Below are 20,426 nucleotides of genomic sequence, written 5' to 3' on the forward strand. Positions count from 1 at the left end.
TAAGACTGGCTTCACAAAAAAATGTTTCACTTTTTTACAATACTTAACATTTATTTAGCATTTGTAATATTAGTTTGTTAAAAAAACAAATTTTCATTTCTAATTATTTTTTAATACTTTAACATTCATTAACTTAAACAACTAACTTAATGAGTAAAAAATCACTTTATTTATTAGGACTTATTGCACTTACCATCATTATTGGTACTTTTTTTTATTGTTTTTTTTGCTGCAAAGTTTGCTGTGGCAAAATAACAGGCACTAATAAAAATGAGGTAATCAATACTGAAGTAGCAAAGCCTAAACAGGAACCTACTTTAATACCTTTTAGTATTAAAGATGCCAACGGAGATTTATCTTATGAAATTAATGATAATTTCAATTTCAACACTTCAGATTTTAAAATACTTACTCCTATATCTTCTTCTATTGAAAAAGGTACTTCAATTATTAAAGAATATCTAGATGCAAACGGAAACAAACGTTTTAACATAGTTGGTTTTTATAGAAGTGATGAAATAAATGATACTGCTTACCCTAACTTAGGATTAGCTCGAGCAAAAGCAGTAGAAAACTACATGATTTCTAAAGGGATTTCACCTAAGTTAATTAATATTTTTGGTAAATTAAATGATGATTTGATTCCTGATAGCAACAATATTCTACACGGTCCTTTAGCTTTTGATATTTTTACAAGAAATGAAGAATCGGTTAAAAACGATGAACTTTTGAAGGCTTCTTGTGACTCTCTAAAAAACAAGCCTTTAAAATTATATTTTAAGACTGGTCAGGCTAGTATTAATCTTACACCTGAACAACGACAAAAATTTGTTAACATTTCTAAATGTGTGGATAAATTAGGCGTTAAAATAATAGTCCTTGGCCATACTGACAATACTGGAAACCCTGATGCAAATATGAAATTAGGACAAGATAGAGCCAATTTTGTAAAAAACTATTTGATTAGAAATGGAATTTTACAAGAAAATATCTCTGCAACTTCCAAAGGGCAAAACCAACCTATTGCTGACAATGCTACTGAAGAAGGAAGAGCCTTAAACAGACGAATAGAAGTAACCATAAACTAAACAAACCTAAAAAAGAAAAAACATGAACTTATTTGACATTATACCTTGTTGGCTAATCCCTTTACTAGTAGGTGCTTTGTGTGCTTACTTTGGTTATTTACTGGGAAAAAATAAATCTGACGACAACAATAACTCTAATGATATTATAGCAAAATTAGAAACTGATTTAGAAACTTGTAAAAAAGCTAGATTAGCTTTACAAGCTGACTTAGATGCTTGTAATCAAAGTAAATTAACTTTAGAATCTGATTTAAAAGTTGCTAAAGAATCTAATACTGGAAATACTAATTTCGCCGCTTCACTTGCAGGAGCAACTACTGTAGCGTCAATTCCTTTTAATGCTGATGCTGCTAAAGCTGTATTTGGCAAAAAAATTAAACAAGATGATTTAAAGATTGTAGAAGGTATTGGACCTAAAATAGAACAACTATTTCAAAGCTTTGGGATCTCTACATGGAAAGCCTTAGGAGAAACTTCTATAGAAAAATGTCAAGAGGTTTTGGATAGCGGTGGAGAAAGATATAAAATTCATAAGCCTAACACCTGGCCAAAACAAGCACAAATGGCTTACGAAGGCAAGTGGGAAGAACTACTAAAATGGCAAGATGAGCTTGACGGCGGAAAAGCCTAAACTTAGGTAATAATAAAAAGACTTCGGAAATTCGAAGTCTTTTTATTTTAATTATACTTTACCTTACGTAATACACGCATTGCTTCTTTATATTTTACGTAAGTAGTTTTATCTTCTAAGTTTCTAATATATTTTTTAGCTTTTCTCAAATATAACGGTGCTTCTAAAAAACCATTTAGATAACAAATCAAGTATGATGTTGGCAACTTTGAAACATCCTCAAACTCTGTATCAGAAAGTGGAATCCCCTTACTTATTTTAGATATAATCGTGTTATTATTATTGTAAATATGATGTAAGATTTTTTTATCAAATTGAGGTGGTTCAAATAAAAATTCAGTAGCAATATCATGAATTCCGTTATCTTTAAAATGAATAATTGTTTTTTCAAGAGGGTAATGTTTCTGTATGGTATCTATCCCTAAAACAATATATTCTGTAATAATAAATGAATGCTCATTATAAAATATCTGCACATCGTCTAAATTTGAAAAAAACAAACGCACTTGTTCATTAACCAACTCTATATCAACTCTTGAAAAATAGGTTTCATTATTTATTTTATTTTCTTTACCTGCCCAACATAACACAAACTGTTCTTTAAAAACTTTGTATTTAGGATTGTATTCTTTATGGCGATTAAAGAAATCAAAAACTCCGTTTAGAGTTAATTCAATATTATTACGAGCATTTTTCTCAATGGAATCTACAGCTGGTTTATTGGTGTTTTTTAACTCAAAACCTTCTTCTGAAGGAATAGAATTACTACCTCTTCTAAAAAAAACAGTTCCTTTTGAATATTTCCAAGCTGATTTTGCTAACGAGGTAATTTCACTGTTAGGGTAAATCGTTACCAAACCTATTACTTTATACCTAGGTAATCTTGGAAATGGCACATTTTCATATTCAATTTTTGGAGGATTGTTTAAATAGGCATTGACTAAATTTTGAATTTTGCTATCATCAAAAAAATCTACTCCAACAATTTTATTATTCTCATCTTCAACCCCAATTACAATATAGGAGTTATTATCAGGATTAGAGTTAGATAAAGCACATACATGCTTTACAAACTTTGCTTTACCTTCTTTTGAATTTAATGAGAGTTTTTGCTTTTTATCGTAAAAACTATTTTCATCATTTTTAGAAAGCAGGTTTTTAATTAGAAGCCGTTTATTAATCATCCTTTTTTAATATGGTAGCACTGGCCTGTGCAGTAGGATATACAATTAGGTCTTCTATATTCACATGATAAGGCCTTGTAACCACAAAATATATTATATCAGCAATATCTTCAGGTTGTAAGGCCTTATAGCCTTGATATACCGTTTTAGCTCTCTGAGAGTCTCCTTTAAAACGGACATCAGAAAACTCAGTTTCTACTAGACCTGGATGTATAGCACAAACACGTATATTATGTTGATTTAAATCAATACGCATTCCCTTATTTAAAGCATCTACAGCAAATTTTGAAGCACAGTATACATTTCCATTAGGATACACCTCTTTTGCTGCAATTGAACCTATATTCAGTATAAAACCTTCTTTTCTTTCTACCATTTGAGGTATAATTTCTTTTGACACATACAACAATCCTTTAACATTTCCATCTATCATCGCATCCCAATCTTCCAAACTTCCTTCTTGTATAGATTGTAATCCATGTGCATTACCCGCATTGTTAATTAGTATATCTATTTGATTAATACCTTCTGGTAAATTTTCAATTGCTTTTTGCACTTCCTCCTTATAACGAACATCAAATTGTAAAATATGAACATCTACATAACTTGATAATTCTTTTTTTAATTGGTTTAAGCGCTCAATGCGTCTTCCACAAATAATTAAATTAATATTATTCTTTGCAAAAAGTTGTGCTGTTGCTTTTCCTATTCCTGAAGTTGCTCCCGTTATTAAAGCAGTTTTAGCCATGTTTTTAATTTCTTATAAAGGTACTTTTTTTTATGTAAACGGAATATTATAAAACAAAAAAACCGCCCCAGGCGGGGCGGCCATTTCAATTGGTTTTAAAAAACCAACCAAAAATCAACTAACCAAACTTTATTTTAAAACCCTTCTTTGTAAGGTTCTTCTTTGTATTTTAGTACGTTTCCTACTATTATTCCTTACAAGGGTTTGTGATTTTTTTGTATTTTCTCTTTTTAAATATTGTGTAAAGCCCCTTCCTGAAAACGTATAAGTTGTTTCTGAACGTATATGAAACAACGCTATCGTTTCATCATTTATAACGCTTAATTCAAACTTTTCAGTATCTCCACCTTCATAATTAAGTGTTAAAATTTTCAGGTCATCATACCCTAAAACATTAGCTACTTCATAACTTCCTATGAAGTCCCAACTAATATGATCAATATTCATGCCAAATGGATCGTGAGATGAGTAAAACGTTACATCATTTTCAGGTGTAAATTGTAAATAATGTTCCTTATCAAATACATTAGGCGCTCCGCCATCTGTTTTGGTACGCTCCCATGCTACATATTCTTGTAAAAAATACTCTATATTATCATAAAACAATTTATCATAGTCAAAGTTACCTTTGTTATAACCTATAAGATAATAACTAACGTTTCTTGATATGTGATCAATTCGTATTTCGTTACTTGATAGCTGTACAACATCAAAATCATATCTTCCATCTAAGCTATGTCTAGTTTCTAAAACATTATTAAACGTATCATAGGCTCCAATATAAATTCCTAATCCGTTTCCTGTTTTTCCTACATCAACAATATTATTATTGGCATACATCCTCCCATTTAAAAAGGAAACTGTAAAAGCTTTAGACACAAAAGGAACATCTGAATTCCCTTCTGTTCTGTGGTAATCTATGTACCATAAATCGTAACTTGAAACTAATTCATTTAAAGAAATAGCATCGTCTACATATTCATTATTAGTAACTACACACGATGTTAATGTAGTTCCTGTTAGTACAAGCAGTAATAGTATTTTTAAACGTTTCATAAGCATATGTGGTTAACATTATACTATGATAAATTCAAATTGCATGCCAAAAATTTTCCTACCTCCTCAAAGAACTTAAATAACAATTTGCAATATTAAAAAAAAATACCGTCTTAAAGACGGTATTTCAATTTTTTATGTTTTTTTTAACTTAAAAATTATAGTTAACTCCTAAACCAAACACTTCTCTTGTTTGAAAACCTTTATACGCATTATCATCATAAATAGCTTGTAACGCTAAGTTAGCAGATAAATATTTGTTAATTTTCATTACCACATTTACTGTGTAATCAATATCTACATTCTGTGGCTCTTCTAAATAATTACTGTATAAGTTTAAAATGTTTTCTACTGAAACATTTTCCATTATATTAAACTTATAATAACCACTAATAGAAGCTCCCAACTCATAACGAGTAGTTTCTCCAGGCTCAACACCAAAATAACTAGCTCCAGCTGGCAAGTTAGCTGTAAAATCTTTATTTACCACAACTAATTTAGAAGTAGCTGGTGCAATATTCACCTTTAAGTTATCTGATTTTTTCCATAACATACCTGGACCAAATTGGAAATATGCAGGAGAGAAAAAGTGCGACTGATGTACTCCATTAGCATCATGGGTAGATGACATTTGCGTTTTAAAGTTAAAAAATGCTGAGTAATACCAGTATTCAGAAGCTTTTTTACCAGCCAAAGAGTTTAACTCAAAACGATCATCTGTTTTTTGAGTTCCTTGTCCTTTTAATTTTGTTAAACCGTAAGAAGCAATAATTTTATTATCCCAAGTCCAATCACCTTTAGCGTAATTAAAGTCATAATTTACACCTAATGTTCCAGAAATGTTGTTAGTTCCACCAGCTAACCAATTGTTGAATGCAGATTGGTTGAATAAGAACGAAATGTTACCACTCTTTTTCCATCCTTCTTTTGGTTCTTCTTTCTTTTCTTGAGCATTAGCAGACAATGCTCCAAATAAAATTGCAATAGCTAATAATTTTTTCATTTTGTATGATTTTTAATTTTTCGGGGCGCAAAAGTACACCTTTACTTTGGTTTAAGACAAAGTTATTCTATAAAAGTCACTTTTTAAGAAAAAATATAATTTAATCCTAACCCAAAAACTTGTTTGAATTGTATCTTACTAGAAGCATTATCATCTACTATAAGATGAAAACCTAAATTCATAGAAAGGTATTTATTTACCTTAACTAAATACCTCATTTGGTAATCAATATCTATATTTTGAGGGTTATCTAAATAATCGGAATATACCGCCAAAATATTTTCCATTGTAAGGTCTTGTATTAACTGGAATTTAAAATAGGCAGATAAATTAAAACCCAATCCAAAACTTGAGTTATCTCCTTCTCTCACTCCATATTTTCCAGAAAACTCATCTGAGACAAAAGTAAATCTGGCAGTAGCTAAAGCAATATTTATTTTTGCATTCTCAGATTTTTTCCAAAGCATACCTGGACCAAAAGCCCAATATGCAGGTGCCAAAAAATCTGAAATAGGTTCTTTAGGCTCTTTTTTATAGTTATATCCTCTTGTATACTGAGTCTTAAAATTACTTATAAATGAGAAGTACCAATATCTCTCTGCTTTAAGCCCTAATAAAGAATTGTATTCAAACCTATCATCTGTTTTCCTTACTCCTTGACCATCTATATAACTTAGACCGTAACTAGAATTGATTTCGTTATCCCAATTCCAATTGTTCTTTTTATAGTTAAAATTATAGGAAAGCATAATATTTCCAGCTATGGTATTACTTCCTCCTGCAACCCAATTGGAAAATGAGGATTGATTAAATAGAAAGGTAAACTTCCCATTATCATTCCAGCTTTTTGGAATACTATCTGTACTTGTTTGTGATAAAGTGGTAGTTACTGAATAGAATATAAGCAGTTTGGTTAGAATCACTTTTTTCATTCTAAATCATTATTAGCAATTAGGTAATTAATAATTTATCTTCTTTTATATAAAGGCACAGTTGAGCATGCTTCTCCAAACATTAAACTTTTAGCTGTATTTTTCACCTTTTGAATTAACAATGTATATGCTGAAGGCGGAATAGGCTTATTAGCACAACCTTTTATAATAACAGGTTTATCTTTAAATTCTTCTACATTTAAGTCTGCTATTATTTCTTGATAAATTACTGTTTCTAATAATTCTAAATCACCTACTATTACTTTCTTAGCATAAATGGACATTTCAGCTGTAATTAGTAAATATGCCCAAGATGGAATAATAGCATCTGTACTACATGTTAATGCAATATAACTATCTTGATACTGAGACCAGTCATGATTTTTCACTTCCTCTCTAAAATCTTTTTCTCTAAGAATTAACCCTTCAAACAACCACTCTTTTATATCAAAAACCAATCGATTTCCTTTAGGGTAAAAGTCTTCCAAATCAATGGTTACTAATTTGCTATTTGCAACTCTATTTATAATTTCGTCAGCCATTCCTTACAAAAGTCCTAATTCAAGCTTTGCTTCTTCACTCATCATATCTTGTGTCCAAGTAGGGTCAAAAGTAATTTCTACTTCACAATTATTAATTTCTTTCAATGTTTTCACCTTTTCTTCTACTTCCACTGGCAGTGTTTCCGCAACTGGACAGTTAGGTGAAGTTAAGGTCATCAAAATTTTAGCATCATTATCTTCAGAAACAAATACATCATAGATCAATCCTAACTCATAAATATCTACAGGAATTTCTGGATCAAAGATGGTTTTTAAAACGCGTACTATTTTATCTCCTAATTCTTCTAAGTTTTCTTCAGTCATAATCTACTATTTAATTTGCTAATTTACTTTGTTGAGCAATTGCATACATTTTTATTTGCTTTACCATAGATACTAATCCGTTTGCTCTTGTTGGGCTTAAATGTTCCTTTAAACCAATTTCATCTATAAAACTAGTATCGGCATCTAAAACAGCTTGTGGAGTTTGGTTTGAGTATACTCTAAGTAATAAAGCTACTATTCCTTTAGTTAAAATAGCATCACTATCAGCAGTAAATTTAATCTTTTCTCCATCCAGATTAGAATGTAACCATACCTTAGACTGACATCCTTTTATTAAATTTTCATCCAATTTATATGTGTCATCAATTAAAGGTAATGATTTCCCTAATTCTATAATATATTCATAACGTTCCATCCAGTCATCAAACATAGAGAACTCATCAATAATTTCTTCTTGTATTTCTTTGATAGTCATTTTTTAAAACTATTTTTGCACTGTCAAACGACACTTTTTATATTAAAGGTGCAAAATTACGACAAAATAAGGTATTTATAATACCCGTTAAGTATAAAGTAAACGTAATTATTAATTTTGTTTGGTATTTATTAAATCAAACTTAATATAATACTTTCCCTATATGGAAAGTTTAATTAAAATTTATGAGTAAATTATTAGCTGTTGGTACTGTAGCTTTTGATGCTATTGAAACGCCTTTTGGTAAAACGGATAAAATTTTAGGAGGTTCAGGAACATTTGTTGGTTTAGCAGCTGCTCAGTTTGGAGTAGAAACTGGAGTTGTTTCTGTAGTTGGTGGTGACTTTCCTCAATCATATTTGGATATGATGGAAAACAAAGGAATTAACACTGATGGAATAGAAATTATTAAAGATGGTAAAACATTTTTCTGGAGTGGTAGGTATCATAACGATATGAACTCAAGAGATACTTTAGTGACTGAATTAAATGTTTTAGAACATTTCCAGCCAGTTGTTCCGGAAAAGTTTAAAGATTCAAAAATAGTAATGTTAGGGAATTTACACCCTTTAACACAAGCTTCTGTTTTAGACCAAATGAATGAGCGTCCGAAATTAGTGGTTTTAGACACCATGAACTTTTGGATGGATATTGCTTTAAATGATTTACATGAAGTTTTAAAACGCATTGATGTAATTACTATTAACGATGAAGAAGCCCGTCAATTAAGTGGAGAGTATTCTTTAGTAAACGCTGCTAAGAAAATCCATGAAATGGGTCCTAAATATGTAGTTATTAAAAAAGGAGAACACGGTGCTTTACTTTTTAACGAAGGTAAAATGTTCTTTGCACCAGCATTGCCTTTAGCGGAAGTTTTTGACCCAACTGGAGCCGGAGATACGTTTGCAGGTGGTTTTTGCGGATATTTAGCTAAAACCGAAGATGTTTCATTTGAAAACATGAAAAATGCCATTATTTATGGTTCTAATTTAGCTTCGTTCTGTGTAGAAAAGTTTGGAACACAACGCATGGAAGAGCTAAGCAAGGATGAAGTACGAGAGCGCTTACAGGCTTTTAAAGAACTAACACACTTTGACATAGAGTTATCATAAACAAAGTCCGCAGGAAATCTGCGGACTTTTTTTTCATACAACACACACAAACACAACTAAATACTTTGAAAAATGAGTGACGCTTTAAAACATGAATGTGGAATTGCGATGGTTAGATTACTAAAGCCATTGGAATACTATAAAGAAAAATATGGTACTGCATTTTATGGTGTTAACAAAATGTACTTGCTTATGGAAAAGCAGCATAATCGTGGTCAAGATGGTGCTGGTATAGCTAGTATTAAATTTAATGTGGAGCCAGGAACGAGATACATTAGTAGAATTCGTTCTAATAAATCACAACCAATTCAAGATATTTTCGGACAAATTAATGAAAGAATTAATGGTGTTTTTGAAAAGAATCCTGATAAGATTAATGATGTACAATGGCAAGAAGAAAACATGCCTTACATTGGTAATTTATTCTTAGGACATGTACGTTATGGAACTTTTGGAGGTAATAGTATAGAAAACGTCCATCCTTTTTTACGTCAAAGTAACTGGCGCCATCAAAGTTTAATTGTAGCTGGTAACTTTAATATGACTAACTCTAAAGAATTAATGAAAGAGTTAATTGATTTAGGGCAACACCCAAAAGAATCTACCGATACAGTAACTGTAATGGAAAAAATTGGTCATTTTTTAGAAGATCAAGTAGCTGACACATACTTAGATGCTAAAAAAGAAGGCTTAAATAAAAAAGATGCTTCACCCTTTATTGAAGAAAATTTAAATATTCAGCGAATTTTAAAACGTTCTTCTAGAAATTGGGATGGCGGTTATGCCATGGCTGGTTTACTTGGTCATGGAGATGCTTTTGTATTAAGAGATCCTGCTGCTATTAGACCTGCATTTTATTATAAAGATGATGAAGTGGTAGTTGTTGCTTCTGAACGTCCAGTAATACAAACAGTATTCAATGTAAAAATTGATGAGATAAAGGAAATTGAAAGAGGACATGCCTTAATCATTAAAAAGAATGGAAAAATTTCTATGGATCCAATTTTGGATCAAAGACCTAAAAAAGCGTGTTCTTTTGAACGTATTTACTTCTCAAGAGGAAGTGATGCTAGTATTTATGAAGAGCGTAAAAATTTAGGTAAATATGTTTTTCCAGAAGTTTTAAAGTCTATTAATAATGATTTAGAAAATACGGTTTTTACTTACATTCCAAATACTGCCGAAACTTCGTTTTTTGGAATGATGGAAGCTGCGGAAGATGTATTAAATCAACAAAAAACAGAAGCTATTTTGGCTGGTGGCGGTAAACTTTCTAAAGAAAGAGTTATTGAAATTTTATCACAAAGACCTCGTTTTGAAAAAATAGCTATTAAAGATGCTAAACTTAGAACTTTTATTACGGATGATAGTAGTAGAGATGATTTAGTAGCGCATGTATATGACATTACGTACGGTGTTGTTAAACCTACAGATAACTTAGTTATTATTGACGATAGTATTGTAAGAGGTACTACTCTAAAAAAGAGTATTATTAAAATTTTAGATCGTTTACAACCTAAAAAGATAGTTATTGTTTCTTCTGCTCCTCAAATTAGATATCCTGATTGTTATGGTATTGACATGGCTAGAATTGGTGACTTTATTGCTTTTAAAGCTGCTTTAGAGCTTTTAAAAGAAACTAATCAGTATCATATTGTATATGACGTATACCAAAAATGCATTGCACAGCAGAAGAATAGCGATAAAGACATTGTAAACTACGTAAAAGAAATTTATGCGCCTTTTACTGACGAGCAGATTTCTGGTAAAATTGCAGAAATGCTTAAAACTCCAGAAATTAAAGCGCAAGTAGAAGTGATTTACCAACCAGTAAGCAAGCTTCATAAAGCTTGTCCTGAAAACTTAGGAGATTGGTACTTTACTGGTGATTACCCTACTGATGGAGGACACCGAGTGGTAAACCAAGCATTCATTAACTTTTATGAAGGAAACAACAAAAGAGCTTACTAAATACAAATCCCGATTTAACCAATCGGGATTTTTTTATTTAATTGCTATTTTCTAAAATAGCATCTTCTATATCTTCAAAAATTGATATAATATCTGAGTATCCTATGAAATCTTATGCTATGTAACCCAACTTTGCTGAATCAGATTTGATTCTTAGTAAAGATAATGTTACTGACACAGTTACTGTATTCCCAAAACATAAAAGAGAAAACCATTGTTGTTGTATAATTGATTTTTCTTATTAGTAAACTTAGCATTAAACTAAAGCACAGGGAATAATATTCGCATTTATTCTGAAATCAAAAAACATCGTACAAATAGGTCTGTTTATATACAAACGGACATTAATTTATTAGAATTCTAGTAGTTTTACTATAAAACTAACCTACTCATGAATATTGGATTTTTAGAACTTATTTTATTCTTAGGCATTAGTCAAGGGATTTTCTTAGCTAGTACACTACAATTCATACATAAAAACAATAAAGTAGCCAACAACACATTGTCTTTACTCCTTCTTATTATTTCAATAATGCTTCTAGGAAGGTTTTGTTATTTTAAATACGCTACTAACATACAATTTTATAGGTTCACCGAATTTGTAGATATTATCATTTTCTTTTTTGGCCCCTTATTATACACCTATGTCAGACGACTAATAGTGCAGGACTCAAAAAGGTTTCAATTACCATTCTATCATTATACCCTTCCTTTATTTCACTTTCTTTTTTTTCTTTACACACTCAGTTATAACAATTCATCTTACAACAAATTACTTCGATTAGGTGTTTTAAATGGTGTTTATTTTATTATAGAACTTTTGGGTATTTTATCCGTAATTTTTTACATCTTAAAATCACTCATCTTACTTTCTAGATTTAGAAAAGCAGAAAAAAATAATTTGTCTTACCATCAAGCTATCAGTGTTTTTTTACATTGCTTACTGTTGGGTATTTCAATTTTTGTAACGCTTTGGCTTTGCAGTTTTTTAAACAGAAACTTACAACTATCATTAGTTTCAAATTACATAAACTACAACTCTGTTTGGGTTAGTATTTCTTTATTTATTTACATTGTGAGTTTTTTTAGTTTAAAGCAACCTGAAATATTTAGAGTGCAACCTCTAGAAAAAATTACAGAGAAAAAAGAACGAATAGATAAAATAGAACTAGAACGTTTAAAAAATGATTTAGAGTTTTTAATGATTCAAGAAAAAATTTATTTAGATCATCAACTTTCATTAACTCAATTAGCTAAAAAATTAAACACAACTACTAATAACACTTCATGGCTACTTAATAATGTTCATAAATCTAGTTTTTATGACTATGTAAACTCTTATAGAGTGCAAGCTTTTATTGAAAAAATCCATAATGGAGAATATAAGAAACATACAATCTTAGCACTTTCACTAGATGTTGGTTTCAGTTCAAAATCAACATTTAATAAGGTATTTAAAGAAATCACACAACAAACACCTTCTGGTTTTATAAAAAGCATAGCACACTCTCCTTAAAATAGTCCATCTGTATACAGAATGTCGATTACCACTGTTTTAAGAAATAGTTTTGGCTTTGAACTATAAATCTAACCATTATGAAAAAAACTATTTCATTATTACTTATTATTATTGGACTATCTGCTTGCACAGACAACGAATTTCCAAGAGTGCCAAAGGTAGAAACTATCACATCTGATTTATTAGGGAATGATGCTGTTTCATTAGATAAACATGGAAACATATTTGTTTCTGAATTTGGTGTTTTTGGAGAAACAGGCGGCTCTGGTACTCGAATTTTTAAAGTTACAAAAAACGGCGTTGTTTCTGAAGCAGTAACAAACTTAAGCGGTCCTTTAGGGAATGCCATAGATGCTAAAGGAAATATTTATGTAAATGATGCTAATAACCTCAGTAATGGTAATGTTTTAAAAATTTCTAAAAAAGGAAAACGAACTATTCTAGCTACTATTGATGGCTTTCCTTCTGGGTTAACTATTGATAAAAACAATAACATCTATGTTTCAAACTTTTCAGCTCCAACAGTACATAAAATCTCTCCTGATGGGACAGTTAGCCTATTTGCTTCTGATCCTAGATTAGCGGGTTGTGTTGGGATTGATTTTGATATTTCTGGAAATATAATTGTAGGGAATTTTGCTACAGCCGATATTTTATCCATTTCCCCTAATGGGGAAGTATCATTAGTTACTAACATCCCAAATATTGTCGTTCAAGGGTTTGGAATTGGCTATATAACTGTTATTAAAAATACAGTATTTGCTACTGGAATTGGTGTGAATAAAATTTTTAAAGTTTCTATACCTGACGGAAGCTTTTCAGAATTAGTAGGTACTGGCGAACTTAAAACGATTGATGGTGATTTTTCTGAAGCTGCTTTTAGCAACCCAAATGGAATTACCGCGGATAAAAAGAACAAAATTCTCTATGTTTCTGAATTTGGAAACACTGCTTTAAGAAAAATTTATCTCCCTAAATAACAGCTAAACGTTACATTAAATAAAGTCATACAAAATAAGTGTGACTTTATTTCAAGTTCTTAACCTACAGAATCACTATGCACTAGGAAACTTAAAAATGTAAGCTTACAAAAGCTTCCTGCATTGTGAAATACCTCTTGCATCAAATACAGAATCGTCATACACCAAGAAATGACTTCTGTAAACTTTCAAGACACTATTGTTCTGGTAAAATAGCTTTTGTAACTTTGTTTATAGGAATAGCTTATTTTCAAGCTTAAAAAACAAATTAGTGAACATTCAATTATTAGCTTTTGGTATTGTTAGAGACATCCTTAATACATCTTCTACCAGCATAAACGTTCCAGAAAGGATTATAGTTAAAGATTTTAAAATACATTTAATAGAAACATTTCCAAAAATGAAAAATGTTAGTTCTTTTGCTATTGCTGTAAATGAGTCTTATGCACAAGACAGCACTGTGCTACAAGAAAATGATGTTGTAGCTATTATCCCACCTGTAAGTGGCGGATAATTTTACAAAAAACAATTATTTTTTTAAATATTTACCTACAAAGAAAGTTCCAAAAGGTAGTATAGAAAGCAAACAAACTATACCAAAAGTTTTTCCATTCCAATTCAACTCATATTTAAGCATAATAGCTATAATTATATAAGCCACAAAAAGAAGCCCATGCGGCATACCTAGAAGTTTTACATATTCTGGATTGCCTTGTAGGTATTTAATAGGCACGGCAATAAATAATAATAAGATATAAGAGATTCCTTCTAAAAAACTAACGATTTTAAATACGTTTATCATGTTTGGTTTTATAAATTTACGTTGACTGCTATAGAGAAATTTCTTCCTGGTGCTGAGATACCAGAAGCAAATTCTTTATAATGTTCATCAAATAGGTTATTTACACTTGCTTGTACAAATATATTCTGTTTTACTTTATATCTTCCATAAAGCCCTACTACCATCCAACTAGGTGTGCCATAATACTTATCCACATCTTTATCAGCGTTTTCATTTATTACTGGTGTTTGTTGATGGTTGTCTATTCCTTCATTTATATTGTAATCCTTGATATCTTTTTTCGCATTGAAAATCAAATTTGCACCACCTTCAAACTTTTTATTTGTATAATTTACTTCAAAGTTTCCAAATAAAGGCGGAATAGAGGACATAGGTTCTTTTAAATCATAACTCTCTCCTTTCGTATATGTTATAAACCCTGAAGTATTCCAATTTTCATGTAATTTACCTTGATAACTGACAGTAGCTCCTGTAACATAAGCATTTCCTTTATTTACATTAGCCACAATAGCTCCTTCTTCTCCATCAAATAATATTTTTCCACTTCCTCCTAACTCAAACGCTTCTCTGTAAATGTAATTATCTAATAATGTATAAAACACATTTGCCCCTATTCTAAATCTTCTGTTATTAAAATATTTCTGTATTCCAACTTCAGCATTATAAGCATGTTCTGGTTTTAAATCTACGTTTGGCACCGTTACCTTACCACTTTTTTCCCTTACTTTACCTACATCATCAATATTGGGCGAACGGAAACCTGAAGATAAAACCGCGTTTAACTGCCAAGTTTTATTGGGTTTAAACACATAGCCAATTGTTGCTGTTAAGGCTGTATTATTTAGACTAATATCATTATCAGGAAGTTGAATAAACTGCTCGTCATTCCATTTAGCAGTTAAATTAGTGTTTGTTAAACGAACACCTGTATTCAAAGTAGATCTACTGTTTATATCTTGCCTATAATCTACATATAAAGCAGAGCTTAAGTAACTACTTCCTCCATCTGCATATCTTGATTGCACTCCAAAATTCCCATTAAAACCAACTACCTCATCATTTACTACATCTAGTGTTTTCCCATATGAATATGACCCAACATCATTATAAGCTACTTCAAAACCATAACCTAAATTCCTTTTTTTTGCTAATGGTACCGAAAAATCTCCGTTAATACTATATATGTGAACAGTTTCCTCCCTGTATGATCTATCAAAGCTTCCAAACTTACGTTGTATTCTACTTTCTTCTATATTTTGATAAGCTACCGTAAATACTCCTTTCTCAATCCATGATTTCTTAGGGTTGATTTCTAGTTGTGGAGAAATCAACAAACGTTTTTGAGGACCGTAGTACCATTCAGCAAATTTCAGGTTTCCAGATTTCAACTCCATTAGTTTATCAAACCGTGGAACATCCGAAGAGGTTGAATATTGTAAATTAAGTTTAAAGTCTGTTTTTTTAGATAAAGGTATATAGAATTTTTGTAAAACATCTGTTTGGCTAAATCCTGTGTTTTTTTGGAGGTTCACATTAGTATTAGCTAATGGATTTTCGCTATAATTTCCGTTTAAATTATCCGAATAAAAAGGAACCTTACCCCAATTTTGAAACCCATGGGATCTATTTTCTCCCATAGTTAAATCACCAAAATTACTGTATGAAACACTTGTAAAAGACGCCCATTTTTTAAACCTTAATTCTGTGGACAAAGTGTTTGTTGTTTCGTTATTTACCGAGCTATACCTTGAATACAGCGACGTTAAAACCTCATTTTTTTCTGAAATCTTTGGTGTTTTCGTAAAATAATGAATCACCCCTCCTAAGGCATCAGAACCATACATTACAGAAGATGGCCCAAAAATCACTTCAGTTCTATCAAGTAAATTTGGTGCTACTGTTATTGAGTTTTGCAAGTGTCCTTTTCTATAAATTGCATTATTCATTCGCACTCCATCAACAACCAATAACACACGATTACTTTCCATTCCTCTTAAAACTGGGCTACCTCCTCCAAATTGAGATTTCTGTACTTTTATACCAGGAATATTAGCCAATAAATCCGCTGATGTTTGTGGCGAAACTTTTTCAATATCTTTAGCTGTAATTACTGCTATTTGTTCTGCAATTCGGTTTGCTTTTTCATTATTTTTAAAAGCAGAAAGCACAACCTCATTTAACTGTTCTGATTGTTTAGATAGGTAAACCTGATAGTTATTAAGTTTAGCTATAGATTTTTTTAACTGATATTCTGCATAAGCTACATGAGAAAAAATAAGCAATTCTTCTTCTTTAAACGATGTTATATTTACTTCTCCATTTTCATTGGTTATAGACGATTTTGACTTATTTGGGTTGAAAACAGCAACAGCGTCAATAGGCTTACCAGTTTCAGCATCAATAACTGTTAATGTTTGGGAAAACATTGGAGTAATTGTAATAAAAAAAAGTATGGCTATTATCTGCTTCATAACTAACTAAACACCGTTTCTAAAATATCTAATGATTTTGGTTTTTTAAACCCCTCCAAATGTAGTTCAAAATATTGAATTATAACTTGAAGTATCATTTGCCTTTCTTTCTTGTTAAATAAAATTGTGTTTATTGCATCAAAATTTATGCCTAACAGCTTTTTAAATGAAATTAATTCATTACTATGAATTATTAACTTATCATGAATCGTATCAGTAAAGCTTCCTTCTAACAAACTAAAGGCTTCCTTATCTTGGTCAGAAACATCTGGATAAAACCCTAAAAACTTAGATAAATTTAACAAAAACAATAAATGAAAGTTTGACACATCAGTATGTGTGTCTAGCCAAACAAGTGCTGTTTCAATATACGTATATAATGCTTCATTTTTTTCTTCTTCTTGTATAATACTAGACAATATTTCTGAAAGAAAAAGCACAATCGTTTGTTTTATTATAGAGGTATGTAATGTGTTATAAGGATGGATAATTGAAGCTTCTCTTATAGAATTTAACCCTTGTTTATTAGTATGATTTGCTACAATTTGCAACTGTGTTAAAGGTTGAAAATAAGCTGTTTTTAATTTTCCTTTTTTAGATTTTAAAACTCCTTTTATCATGTAAGACTTTACACCATCTTCAAAAGTAAAGCATTTAACTATTAAGCTAGTATCTCCGTACTTAATTGTATTAAAAACAATGGCTTTTGTAGTTATAATAGCCATTAATTAACAATCGCTATTTTGGTTGAAGCTGTTTCTGTGTTGTCCTCATTTGAAAGTAAGACAATGTAAATTCCTGAAGCTACTTTTGTACCTGCTAAATTTCTTTTATTCCATTCTACTTTCCCTCCTCCTAATTGCTGACCTTCAACTACATTTGTTTCATAAACTAAATTACCTGAAGTATCTAAAATTTTCACATTAGTGCCTTTAGGTAAATGAGTCCCATTTCTCCCATCAATAGTTACGATATCGTGTTTTTTAAGAACAGGATTCGGATAAGCATACACTTCTTCCAATGTTTCTCCAAATGGTGCAACTTTACTGTTGTATGCAACCATACCCTTACTTGTTGCAAAGTACACTTTACCCGTTTCTTGGTCTACGCTTATTTTCTTTATTTTGTTTGTTGGTAAAGGAGAGTTATCCTTATTAAACTGCGCTAAAGTTTTTTGCCCACTTGGATTAGTATAAAGTACACCTCCTGTTTCCGTTCCAAACCATTTGTTATCTGCTCCATCAACCACTATAGAGTTAATTGATTGATCCCCCAAAAGTCTTTTAGGTATACCTTCATCTAAAATAACAATAGGATTTGCATCATTTACATTATTATCAAAAATTCCAGCTCCATTATTAAATGTAACTAAACCTGTAAGTGTACCTATCCAAATTCTATTATTTTTATCAACAGCTAAAGTATTTACTTTTATATGAGGTAGACTTCCTCTTGTTGCCTCTGTTGTTAATGATTTTTTTCTATCTCCTCTTTCATTAAACGCATAAACCCCATTACTCCTTGTAGCTATCCAAACCGTATTTGAATTATCAACAACCACATCACTCATTCCTAAAGCCTTATTATTAATAACTAAAGATTCAATATCAAACTCTGTCCATCCTCCTGATGGCGATAGCTTCTTTATTTTTTTGGTTCCTCTTATATTAGAAACCCACAAATTTCCTTGGTTATCAAAAGCTGTTCCTCCAATTCTAATCGTTACAAAATTGGGTAAATCTTTTTCTATATCTTCCAAAGGGCTATTTAAATGATTATAGAAAGTTTTTATTTTATCATCCTCAACTTCTAACAAACCTCCAGTTAAAGGTGTGTTCATATCTGCCCCAGAAGCAGCCCCAAACGCGCTAATAAAAGCTGTGTTTTCTTTAGTTTTATCTATAGTTATTGATGTTAAATCTGGTGGTTGATTTGAGTTAAAAGGTGTGTTAATCCATTTTTCGCCCGTATAACGAGAATACCCAATTCTTCTATTTAAAGGAGCATAAGTTCCTGTATGCCCTCCATACACTACCCAAACATTATTATTATGAGTCTCAACAGAAAATATATCATTTAGCATTGGCCCATCTGGGTGAACTTCTTGAAAAGTAGACAAAGCTCCTAATTCTGTTTTTAATATCCCAAATTTAGCTGTAGCTAAATAAACTTGGTTATTATCTTCTAAAACTTCATTTAAATTAAATGAAAAATCGCTTGTTCTATTTACTTCAGCAACTTGACTCAAACTTGAGTTAAAAATTATAGCCTTTGATTTTAAAGCAACCGACAAACTAGTATTACCTCCTTTTAATCCTTCTATGTTTTCTGTGAAAGTTTGCACACTATTACTAACACTTCCTTGAATTCTAAATAATTCATTTTCTTTGGAAGCAAAAACTTGATCATTAAATACTGTAACATTTGTATAATCACCTGTAAATTGAAGTGTCCAATTTTTAAAGTCAATTAAATTCGGATTGTTTATAGCTGCTGTATAAATTCCGCTTTTAGTTGCAGCATAAATAGTATCATTAAAAACGGTAATTTGATTAATCAATTCATCCGTTGAACCCAGCCCTATAAAATAAGTGTCACCAAACTCTAAATTATCAATATCATATACAACAATTGAAAATGAAGTTGCTAGGTATAATTTATTATTATATTCAAATATGTGGTTAATTCTTTTTTCACCAGCTTGATTAAAATTGGTTATTTCTGGAGAGGTAGTTATTTTTCCTTTTTCATCAATTACCTCAATCAATCCATCTTCATAACCAATTACTAATCGTTTATTTTTAACATTATAGTGAATTGCAGATGTAGTTTCACCTGACAAACCTTGTATTGATGATATTTTTGTTGTTTCATTTGTTTGTATATTATATACAAAAACAGCATTATCTGTTACTGCATAAATTACATCATCAATTTTCACAAAATCTTTTACATTTGTATAAGAATACAAATCTTCCCAACGGTCACTATAATCTGTCTGCGAAACGAGTTTTCCACTCAAAAACACTAAGAAAAGTACTACTATTTTCTTCATATCAAGTTCAAAGATATTTATTATTAACGATAAAAAACGGTACATTCGTACAAATTTGATTTTTTGTTTTTATGGCCATAGAGATTGAACGCAAGTTTTTAGTTAGTTCTTTAAACTTTAAAGCTGATGCTTTTCAGAAAAACTATATAAAACAGGGCTTTTTAAATTCCAACAAAAACCGAGTGGTTAGAGTTAGAATAAAGGATGATATTGGTTTTTTAACTATTAAAGGGCCTTCTAATAATACTGGAACTTCAAGATTTGAGTGGGAAAAAGAAATTAGTAAGCAAGAAGCAGCGGAATTACTTCTTCTTTGTGAGGAAAACATTATAGAGAAATACCGATATCTAGTTAAAAGTAATGCTCATACTTTTGAAGTTGATGAGTTTTTGGGAAATAATGATGGATTACTCATAGCTGAAGTTGAATTAACAAATGAAAATGAAACTTTTACTAAACCTAATTGGCTAGGAATAGAAGTTACGGGAATTCCTAAATATTACAATTCTAATTTAAGTAAATTACCTTTTAATAAATGGTAAAAAAGCTGCTTGAAAATATCAAGCAGCTTT

The 20,426-nt window shown here is 30.6% G+C and carries 20 protein-coding genes; 8 read left to right on the forward strand and 12 right to left on the reverse strand.

Annotated features, from left to right (window positions below; genetic code table 11):
• Positions 1–149: 149 nt before the first annotated feature.
• Both ABNT65_RS13485 and ABNT65_RS13490 read left to right on the forward strand, forming a co-directional pair.
• Entirely contained in the window at positions 150–1,088 is a 939-nt protein-coding gene (locus ABNT65_RS13485; RefSeq protein WP_348746056.1) for an OmpA family protein, read from the forward strand.
• 22 nt (positions 1,089–1,110) lie between these two features.
• Entirely contained in the window at positions 1,111–1,719 is a 609-nt protein-coding gene (locus ABNT65_RS13490; RefSeq protein WP_348703415.1) for a hypothetical protein, read from the forward strand.
• 47 nt (positions 1,720–1,766) lie between these two features.
• Here the strand turns inward: ABNT65_RS13490 and ABNT65_RS13495 are convergent, their stop codons facing one another.
• The 8 genes from ABNT65_RS13495 to ABNT65_RS13530 form a co-directional block, all read right to left on the reverse strand.
• On the reverse strand, positions 1,767–2,903 hold the full coding sequence (locus tag ABNT65_RS13495; protein ID WP_348703414.1) for an ATP-binding protein: 1,137 nt from the start codon (positions 2,901–2,903) through the stop codon (positions 1,767–1,769).
• Entirely contained in the window at positions 2,896–3,651 is a 756-nt protein-coding gene (locus ABNT65_RS13500; RefSeq protein ID WP_348703413.1) for an SDR family NAD(P)-dependent oxidoreductase, read from the reverse strand. Before ABNT65_RS13500 ends, ABNT65_RS13495 begins: the two co-directional genes overlap by 8 nt.
• A 129-nt stretch (positions 3,652–3,780) precedes the next feature.
• Complete coding sequence (locus tag ABNT65_RS13505; RefSeq protein ID WP_348746057.1) at positions 3,781–4,707, reverse strand: hypothetical protein; 927 nt, start codon at positions 4,705–4,707, stop codon at positions 3,781–3,783.
• Between the two features lie 151 nt (positions 4,708–4,858).
• Positions 4,859–5,710, reverse strand: coding sequence for a DUF3078 domain-containing protein (locus tag ABNT65_RS13510; RefSeq protein ID WP_348703410.1), 852 nt, complete (start codon positions 5,708–5,710; stop codon positions 4,859–4,861).
• An 83-nt stretch (positions 5,711–5,793) separates the two neighbouring features.
• Positions 5,794–6,642 (reverse strand): DUF3078 domain-containing protein, encoded by an 849-nt coding sequence (locus ABNT65_RS13515; RefSeq protein ID WP_348703408.1) that lies wholly within the window; start codon positions 6,640–6,642, stop codon positions 5,794–5,796.
• 35 nt (positions 6,643–6,677) lie between these two features.
• Positions 6,678–7,184, reverse strand: coding sequence for a DUF2480 family protein (locus ABNT65_RS13520; RefSeq protein ID WP_348703407.1), 507 nt, complete (start codon positions 7,182–7,184; stop codon positions 6,678–6,680).
• A gap of 3 nt (positions 7,185–7,187) precedes the next feature.
• On the reverse strand, positions 7,188–7,508 hold the full coding sequence (locus tag ABNT65_RS13525) for a DUF59 domain-containing protein (RefSeq protein ID WP_348703406.1): 321 nt from the start codon (positions 7,506–7,508) through the stop codon (positions 7,188–7,190).
• Positions 7,509–7,518: 10 nt separating this feature from the next.
• Positions 7,519–7,944: a SufE family protein gene (locus ABNT65_RS13530; protein WP_348703405.1), complete on the reverse strand. Its 426-nt coding sequence runs from the start codon at positions 7,942–7,944 to the stop codon at positions 7,519–7,521.
• A gap of 185 nt (positions 7,945–8,129) precedes the next feature.
• On the opposite strand from ABNT65_RS13530, the gene ABNT65_RS13535 reads away from it, so the two are divergent.
• The 5 genes from ABNT65_RS13535 to ABNT65_RS13555 all read left to right on the forward strand — a co-directional run bounded on the left by ABNT65_RS13535 (position 8,130) and on the right by ABNT65_RS13555 (position 14,040).
• The gene (locus ABNT65_RS13535; protein WP_348703404.1) at positions 8,130–9,056 is read left to right on the forward strand and encodes a PfkB family carbohydrate kinase; all 927 of its coding nucleotides are present in this window, start codon (positions 8,130–8,132) and stop codon (positions 9,054–9,056) included.
• A gap of 72 nt (positions 9,057–9,128) precedes the next feature.
• The gene (locus ABNT65_RS13540; RefSeq protein ID WP_348703403.1) at positions 9,129–11,027 is read left to right on the forward strand and encodes an amidophosphoribosyltransferase; all 1,899 of its coding nucleotides are present in this window, start codon (positions 9,129–9,131) and stop codon (positions 11,025–11,027) included.
• A gap of 391 nt (positions 11,028–11,418) precedes the next feature.
• Positions 11,419–12,543: an AraC family transcriptional regulator gene (locus ABNT65_RS13545; RefSeq protein WP_348746058.1), complete on the forward strand. Its 1,125-nt coding sequence runs from the start codon at positions 11,419–11,421 to the stop codon at positions 12,541–12,543.
• A gap of 80 nt (positions 12,544–12,623) precedes the next feature.
• Entirely contained in the window at positions 12,624–13,526 is a 903-nt protein-coding gene (locus ABNT65_RS13550; RefSeq protein ID WP_348746059.1) for a hypothetical protein, read from the forward strand.
• A 271-nt stretch (positions 13,527–13,797) separates the two neighbouring features.
• The gene (locus ABNT65_RS13555; protein ID WP_348703398.1) at positions 13,798–14,040 is read left to right on the forward strand and encodes a MoaD/ThiS family protein; all 243 of its coding nucleotides are present in this window, start codon (positions 13,798–13,800) and stop codon (positions 14,038–14,040) included.
• A gap of 15 nt (positions 14,041–14,055) precedes the next feature.
• On the opposite strand, the gene ABNT65_RS13560 is transcribed toward ABNT65_RS13555, so the two are convergent.
• From ABNT65_RS13560 to ABNT65_RS13575, 4 genes are read right to left on the reverse strand one after another with little or no spacing between them, the layout of a single operon-like run.
• The gene (locus ABNT65_RS13560; RefSeq protein WP_348703396.1) at positions 14,056–14,328 is read right to left on the reverse strand and encodes a DUF3817 domain-containing protein; all 273 of its coding nucleotides are present in this window, start codon (positions 14,326–14,328) and stop codon (positions 14,056–14,058) included.
• 8 nt (positions 14,329–14,336) lie between these two features.
• Positions 14,337–16,754: a TonB-dependent receptor domain-containing protein gene (locus tag ABNT65_RS13565; RefSeq protein WP_348746060.1), complete on the reverse strand. Its 2,418-nt coding sequence runs from the start codon at positions 16,752–16,754 to the stop codon at positions 14,337–14,339.
• A 47-nt stretch (positions 16,755–16,801) separates the two neighbouring features.
• Entirely contained in the window at positions 16,802–17,524 is a 723-nt protein-coding gene (recO, locus tag ABNT65_RS13570) for a DNA repair protein RecO (protein ID WP_348703394.1), read from the reverse strand.
• Entirely contained in the window at positions 17,524–19,854 is a 2,331-nt protein-coding gene (locus ABNT65_RS13575) for a two-component regulator propeller domain-containing protein (RefSeq protein ID WP_348746061.1), read from the reverse strand. Before ABNT65_RS13575 ends, recO begins: the two co-directional genes overlap by 1 nt.
• Positions 19,855–19,925: 71 nt before the next feature.
• On the opposite strand from ABNT65_RS13575, the gene ABNT65_RS13580 reads away from it, so the two are divergent.
• Positions 19,926–20,396, forward strand: coding sequence for a CYTH domain-containing protein (locus ABNT65_RS13580; RefSeq protein WP_348703391.1), 471 nt, complete (start codon positions 19,926–19,928; stop codon positions 20,394–20,396).
• The last annotated feature ends 30 nt before the right edge of the window (positions 20,397–20,426 follow it).

It is taken from the genome of Tenacibaculum sp. 190524A02b, assembly GCF_964036645.1.
Taxonomy (GTDB): Bacteria; Bacteroidota; Bacteroidia; order Flavobacteriales; family Flavobacteriaceae; genus Polaribacter; species Polaribacter vairaonense.

Excerpts from the sequence above, each read along its gene's own strand:
- ABNT65_RS13485 (WP_348746056.1), top strand. The coding sequence starts at position 150 with ATGAGTAAAAAATCACTTTATTTATTAGGACTTATTGCACTTACCATC.
- ABNT65_RS13490 (WP_348703415.1), top strand. The coding sequence starts at position 1,111 with ATGAACTTATTTGACATTATACCTTGTTGGCTAATCCCTTTACTAGTA.
- ABNT65_RS13495 (WP_348703414.1), bottom strand. The coding sequence starts at position 2,903 with ATGATTAATAAACGGCTTCTAATTAAAAACCTGCTTTCTAAAAATGAT.
- ABNT65_RS13500 (WP_348703413.1), bottom strand. The coding sequence starts at position 3,651 with ATGGCTAAAACTGCTTTAATAACGGGAGCAACTTCAGGAATAGGAAAA.
- ABNT65_RS13505 (WP_348746057.1), bottom strand. The coding sequence starts at position 4,707 with ATGAAACGTTTAAAAATACTATTACTGCTTGTACTAACAGGAACTACA.
- ABNT65_RS13510 (WP_348703410.1), bottom strand. The coding sequence starts at position 5,710 with ATGAAAAAATTATTAGCTATTGCAATTTTATTTGGAGCATTGTCTGCT.
- ABNT65_RS13515 (WP_348703408.1), bottom strand. The coding sequence starts at position 6,642 with ATGAAAAAAGTGATTCTAACCAAACTGCTTATATTCTATTCAGTAACT.
- ABNT65_RS13520 (WP_348703407.1), bottom strand. The coding sequence starts at position 7,184 with ATGGCTGACGAAATTATAAATAGAGTTGCAAATAGCAAATTAGTAACC.
- ABNT65_RS13525 (WP_348703406.1), bottom strand. The coding sequence starts at position 7,508 with ATGACTGAAGAAAACTTAGAAGAATTAGGAGATAAAATAGTACGCGTT.
- ABNT65_RS13530 (WP_348703405.1), bottom strand. The coding sequence starts at position 7,944 with ATGACTATCAAAGAAATACAAGAAGAAATTATTGATGAGTTCTCTATG.
- ABNT65_RS13535 (WP_348703404.1), top strand. The coding sequence starts at position 8,130 with ATGAGTAAATTATTAGCTGTTGGTACTGTAGCTTTTGATGCTATTGAA.
- ABNT65_RS13540 (WP_348703403.1), top strand. The coding sequence starts at position 9,129 with ATGAGTGACGCTTTAAAACATGAATGTGGAATTGCGATGGTTAGATTA.
- ABNT65_RS13545 (WP_348746058.1), top strand. The coding sequence starts at position 11,419 with ATGAATATTGGATTTTTAGAACTTATTTTATTCTTAGGCATTAGTCAA.
- ABNT65_RS13550 (WP_348746059.1), top strand. The coding sequence starts at position 12,624 with ATGAAAAAAACTATTTCATTATTACTTATTATTATTGGACTATCTGCT.
- ABNT65_RS13560 (WP_348703396.1), bottom strand. The coding sequence starts at position 14,328 with ATGATAAACGTATTTAAAATCGTTAGTTTTTTAGAAGGAATCTCTTAT.
- ABNT65_RS13565 (WP_348746060.1), bottom strand. The coding sequence starts at position 16,754 with ATGTTTTCCCAAACATTAACAGTTATTGATGCTGAAACTGGTAAGCCT.
- recO (WP_348703394.1), bottom strand. The coding sequence starts at position 17,524 with ATGGCTATTATAACTACAAAAGCCATTGTTTTTAATACAATTAAGTAC.
- ABNT65_RS13575 (WP_348746061.1), bottom strand. The coding sequence starts at position 19,854 with ATGAAGAAAATAGTAGTACTTTTCTTAGTGTTTTTGAGTGGAAAACTC.
- ABNT65_RS13580 (WP_348703391.1), top strand. The coding sequence starts at position 19,926 with ATGGCCATAGAGATTGAACGCAAGTTTTTAGTTAGTTCTTTAAACTTT.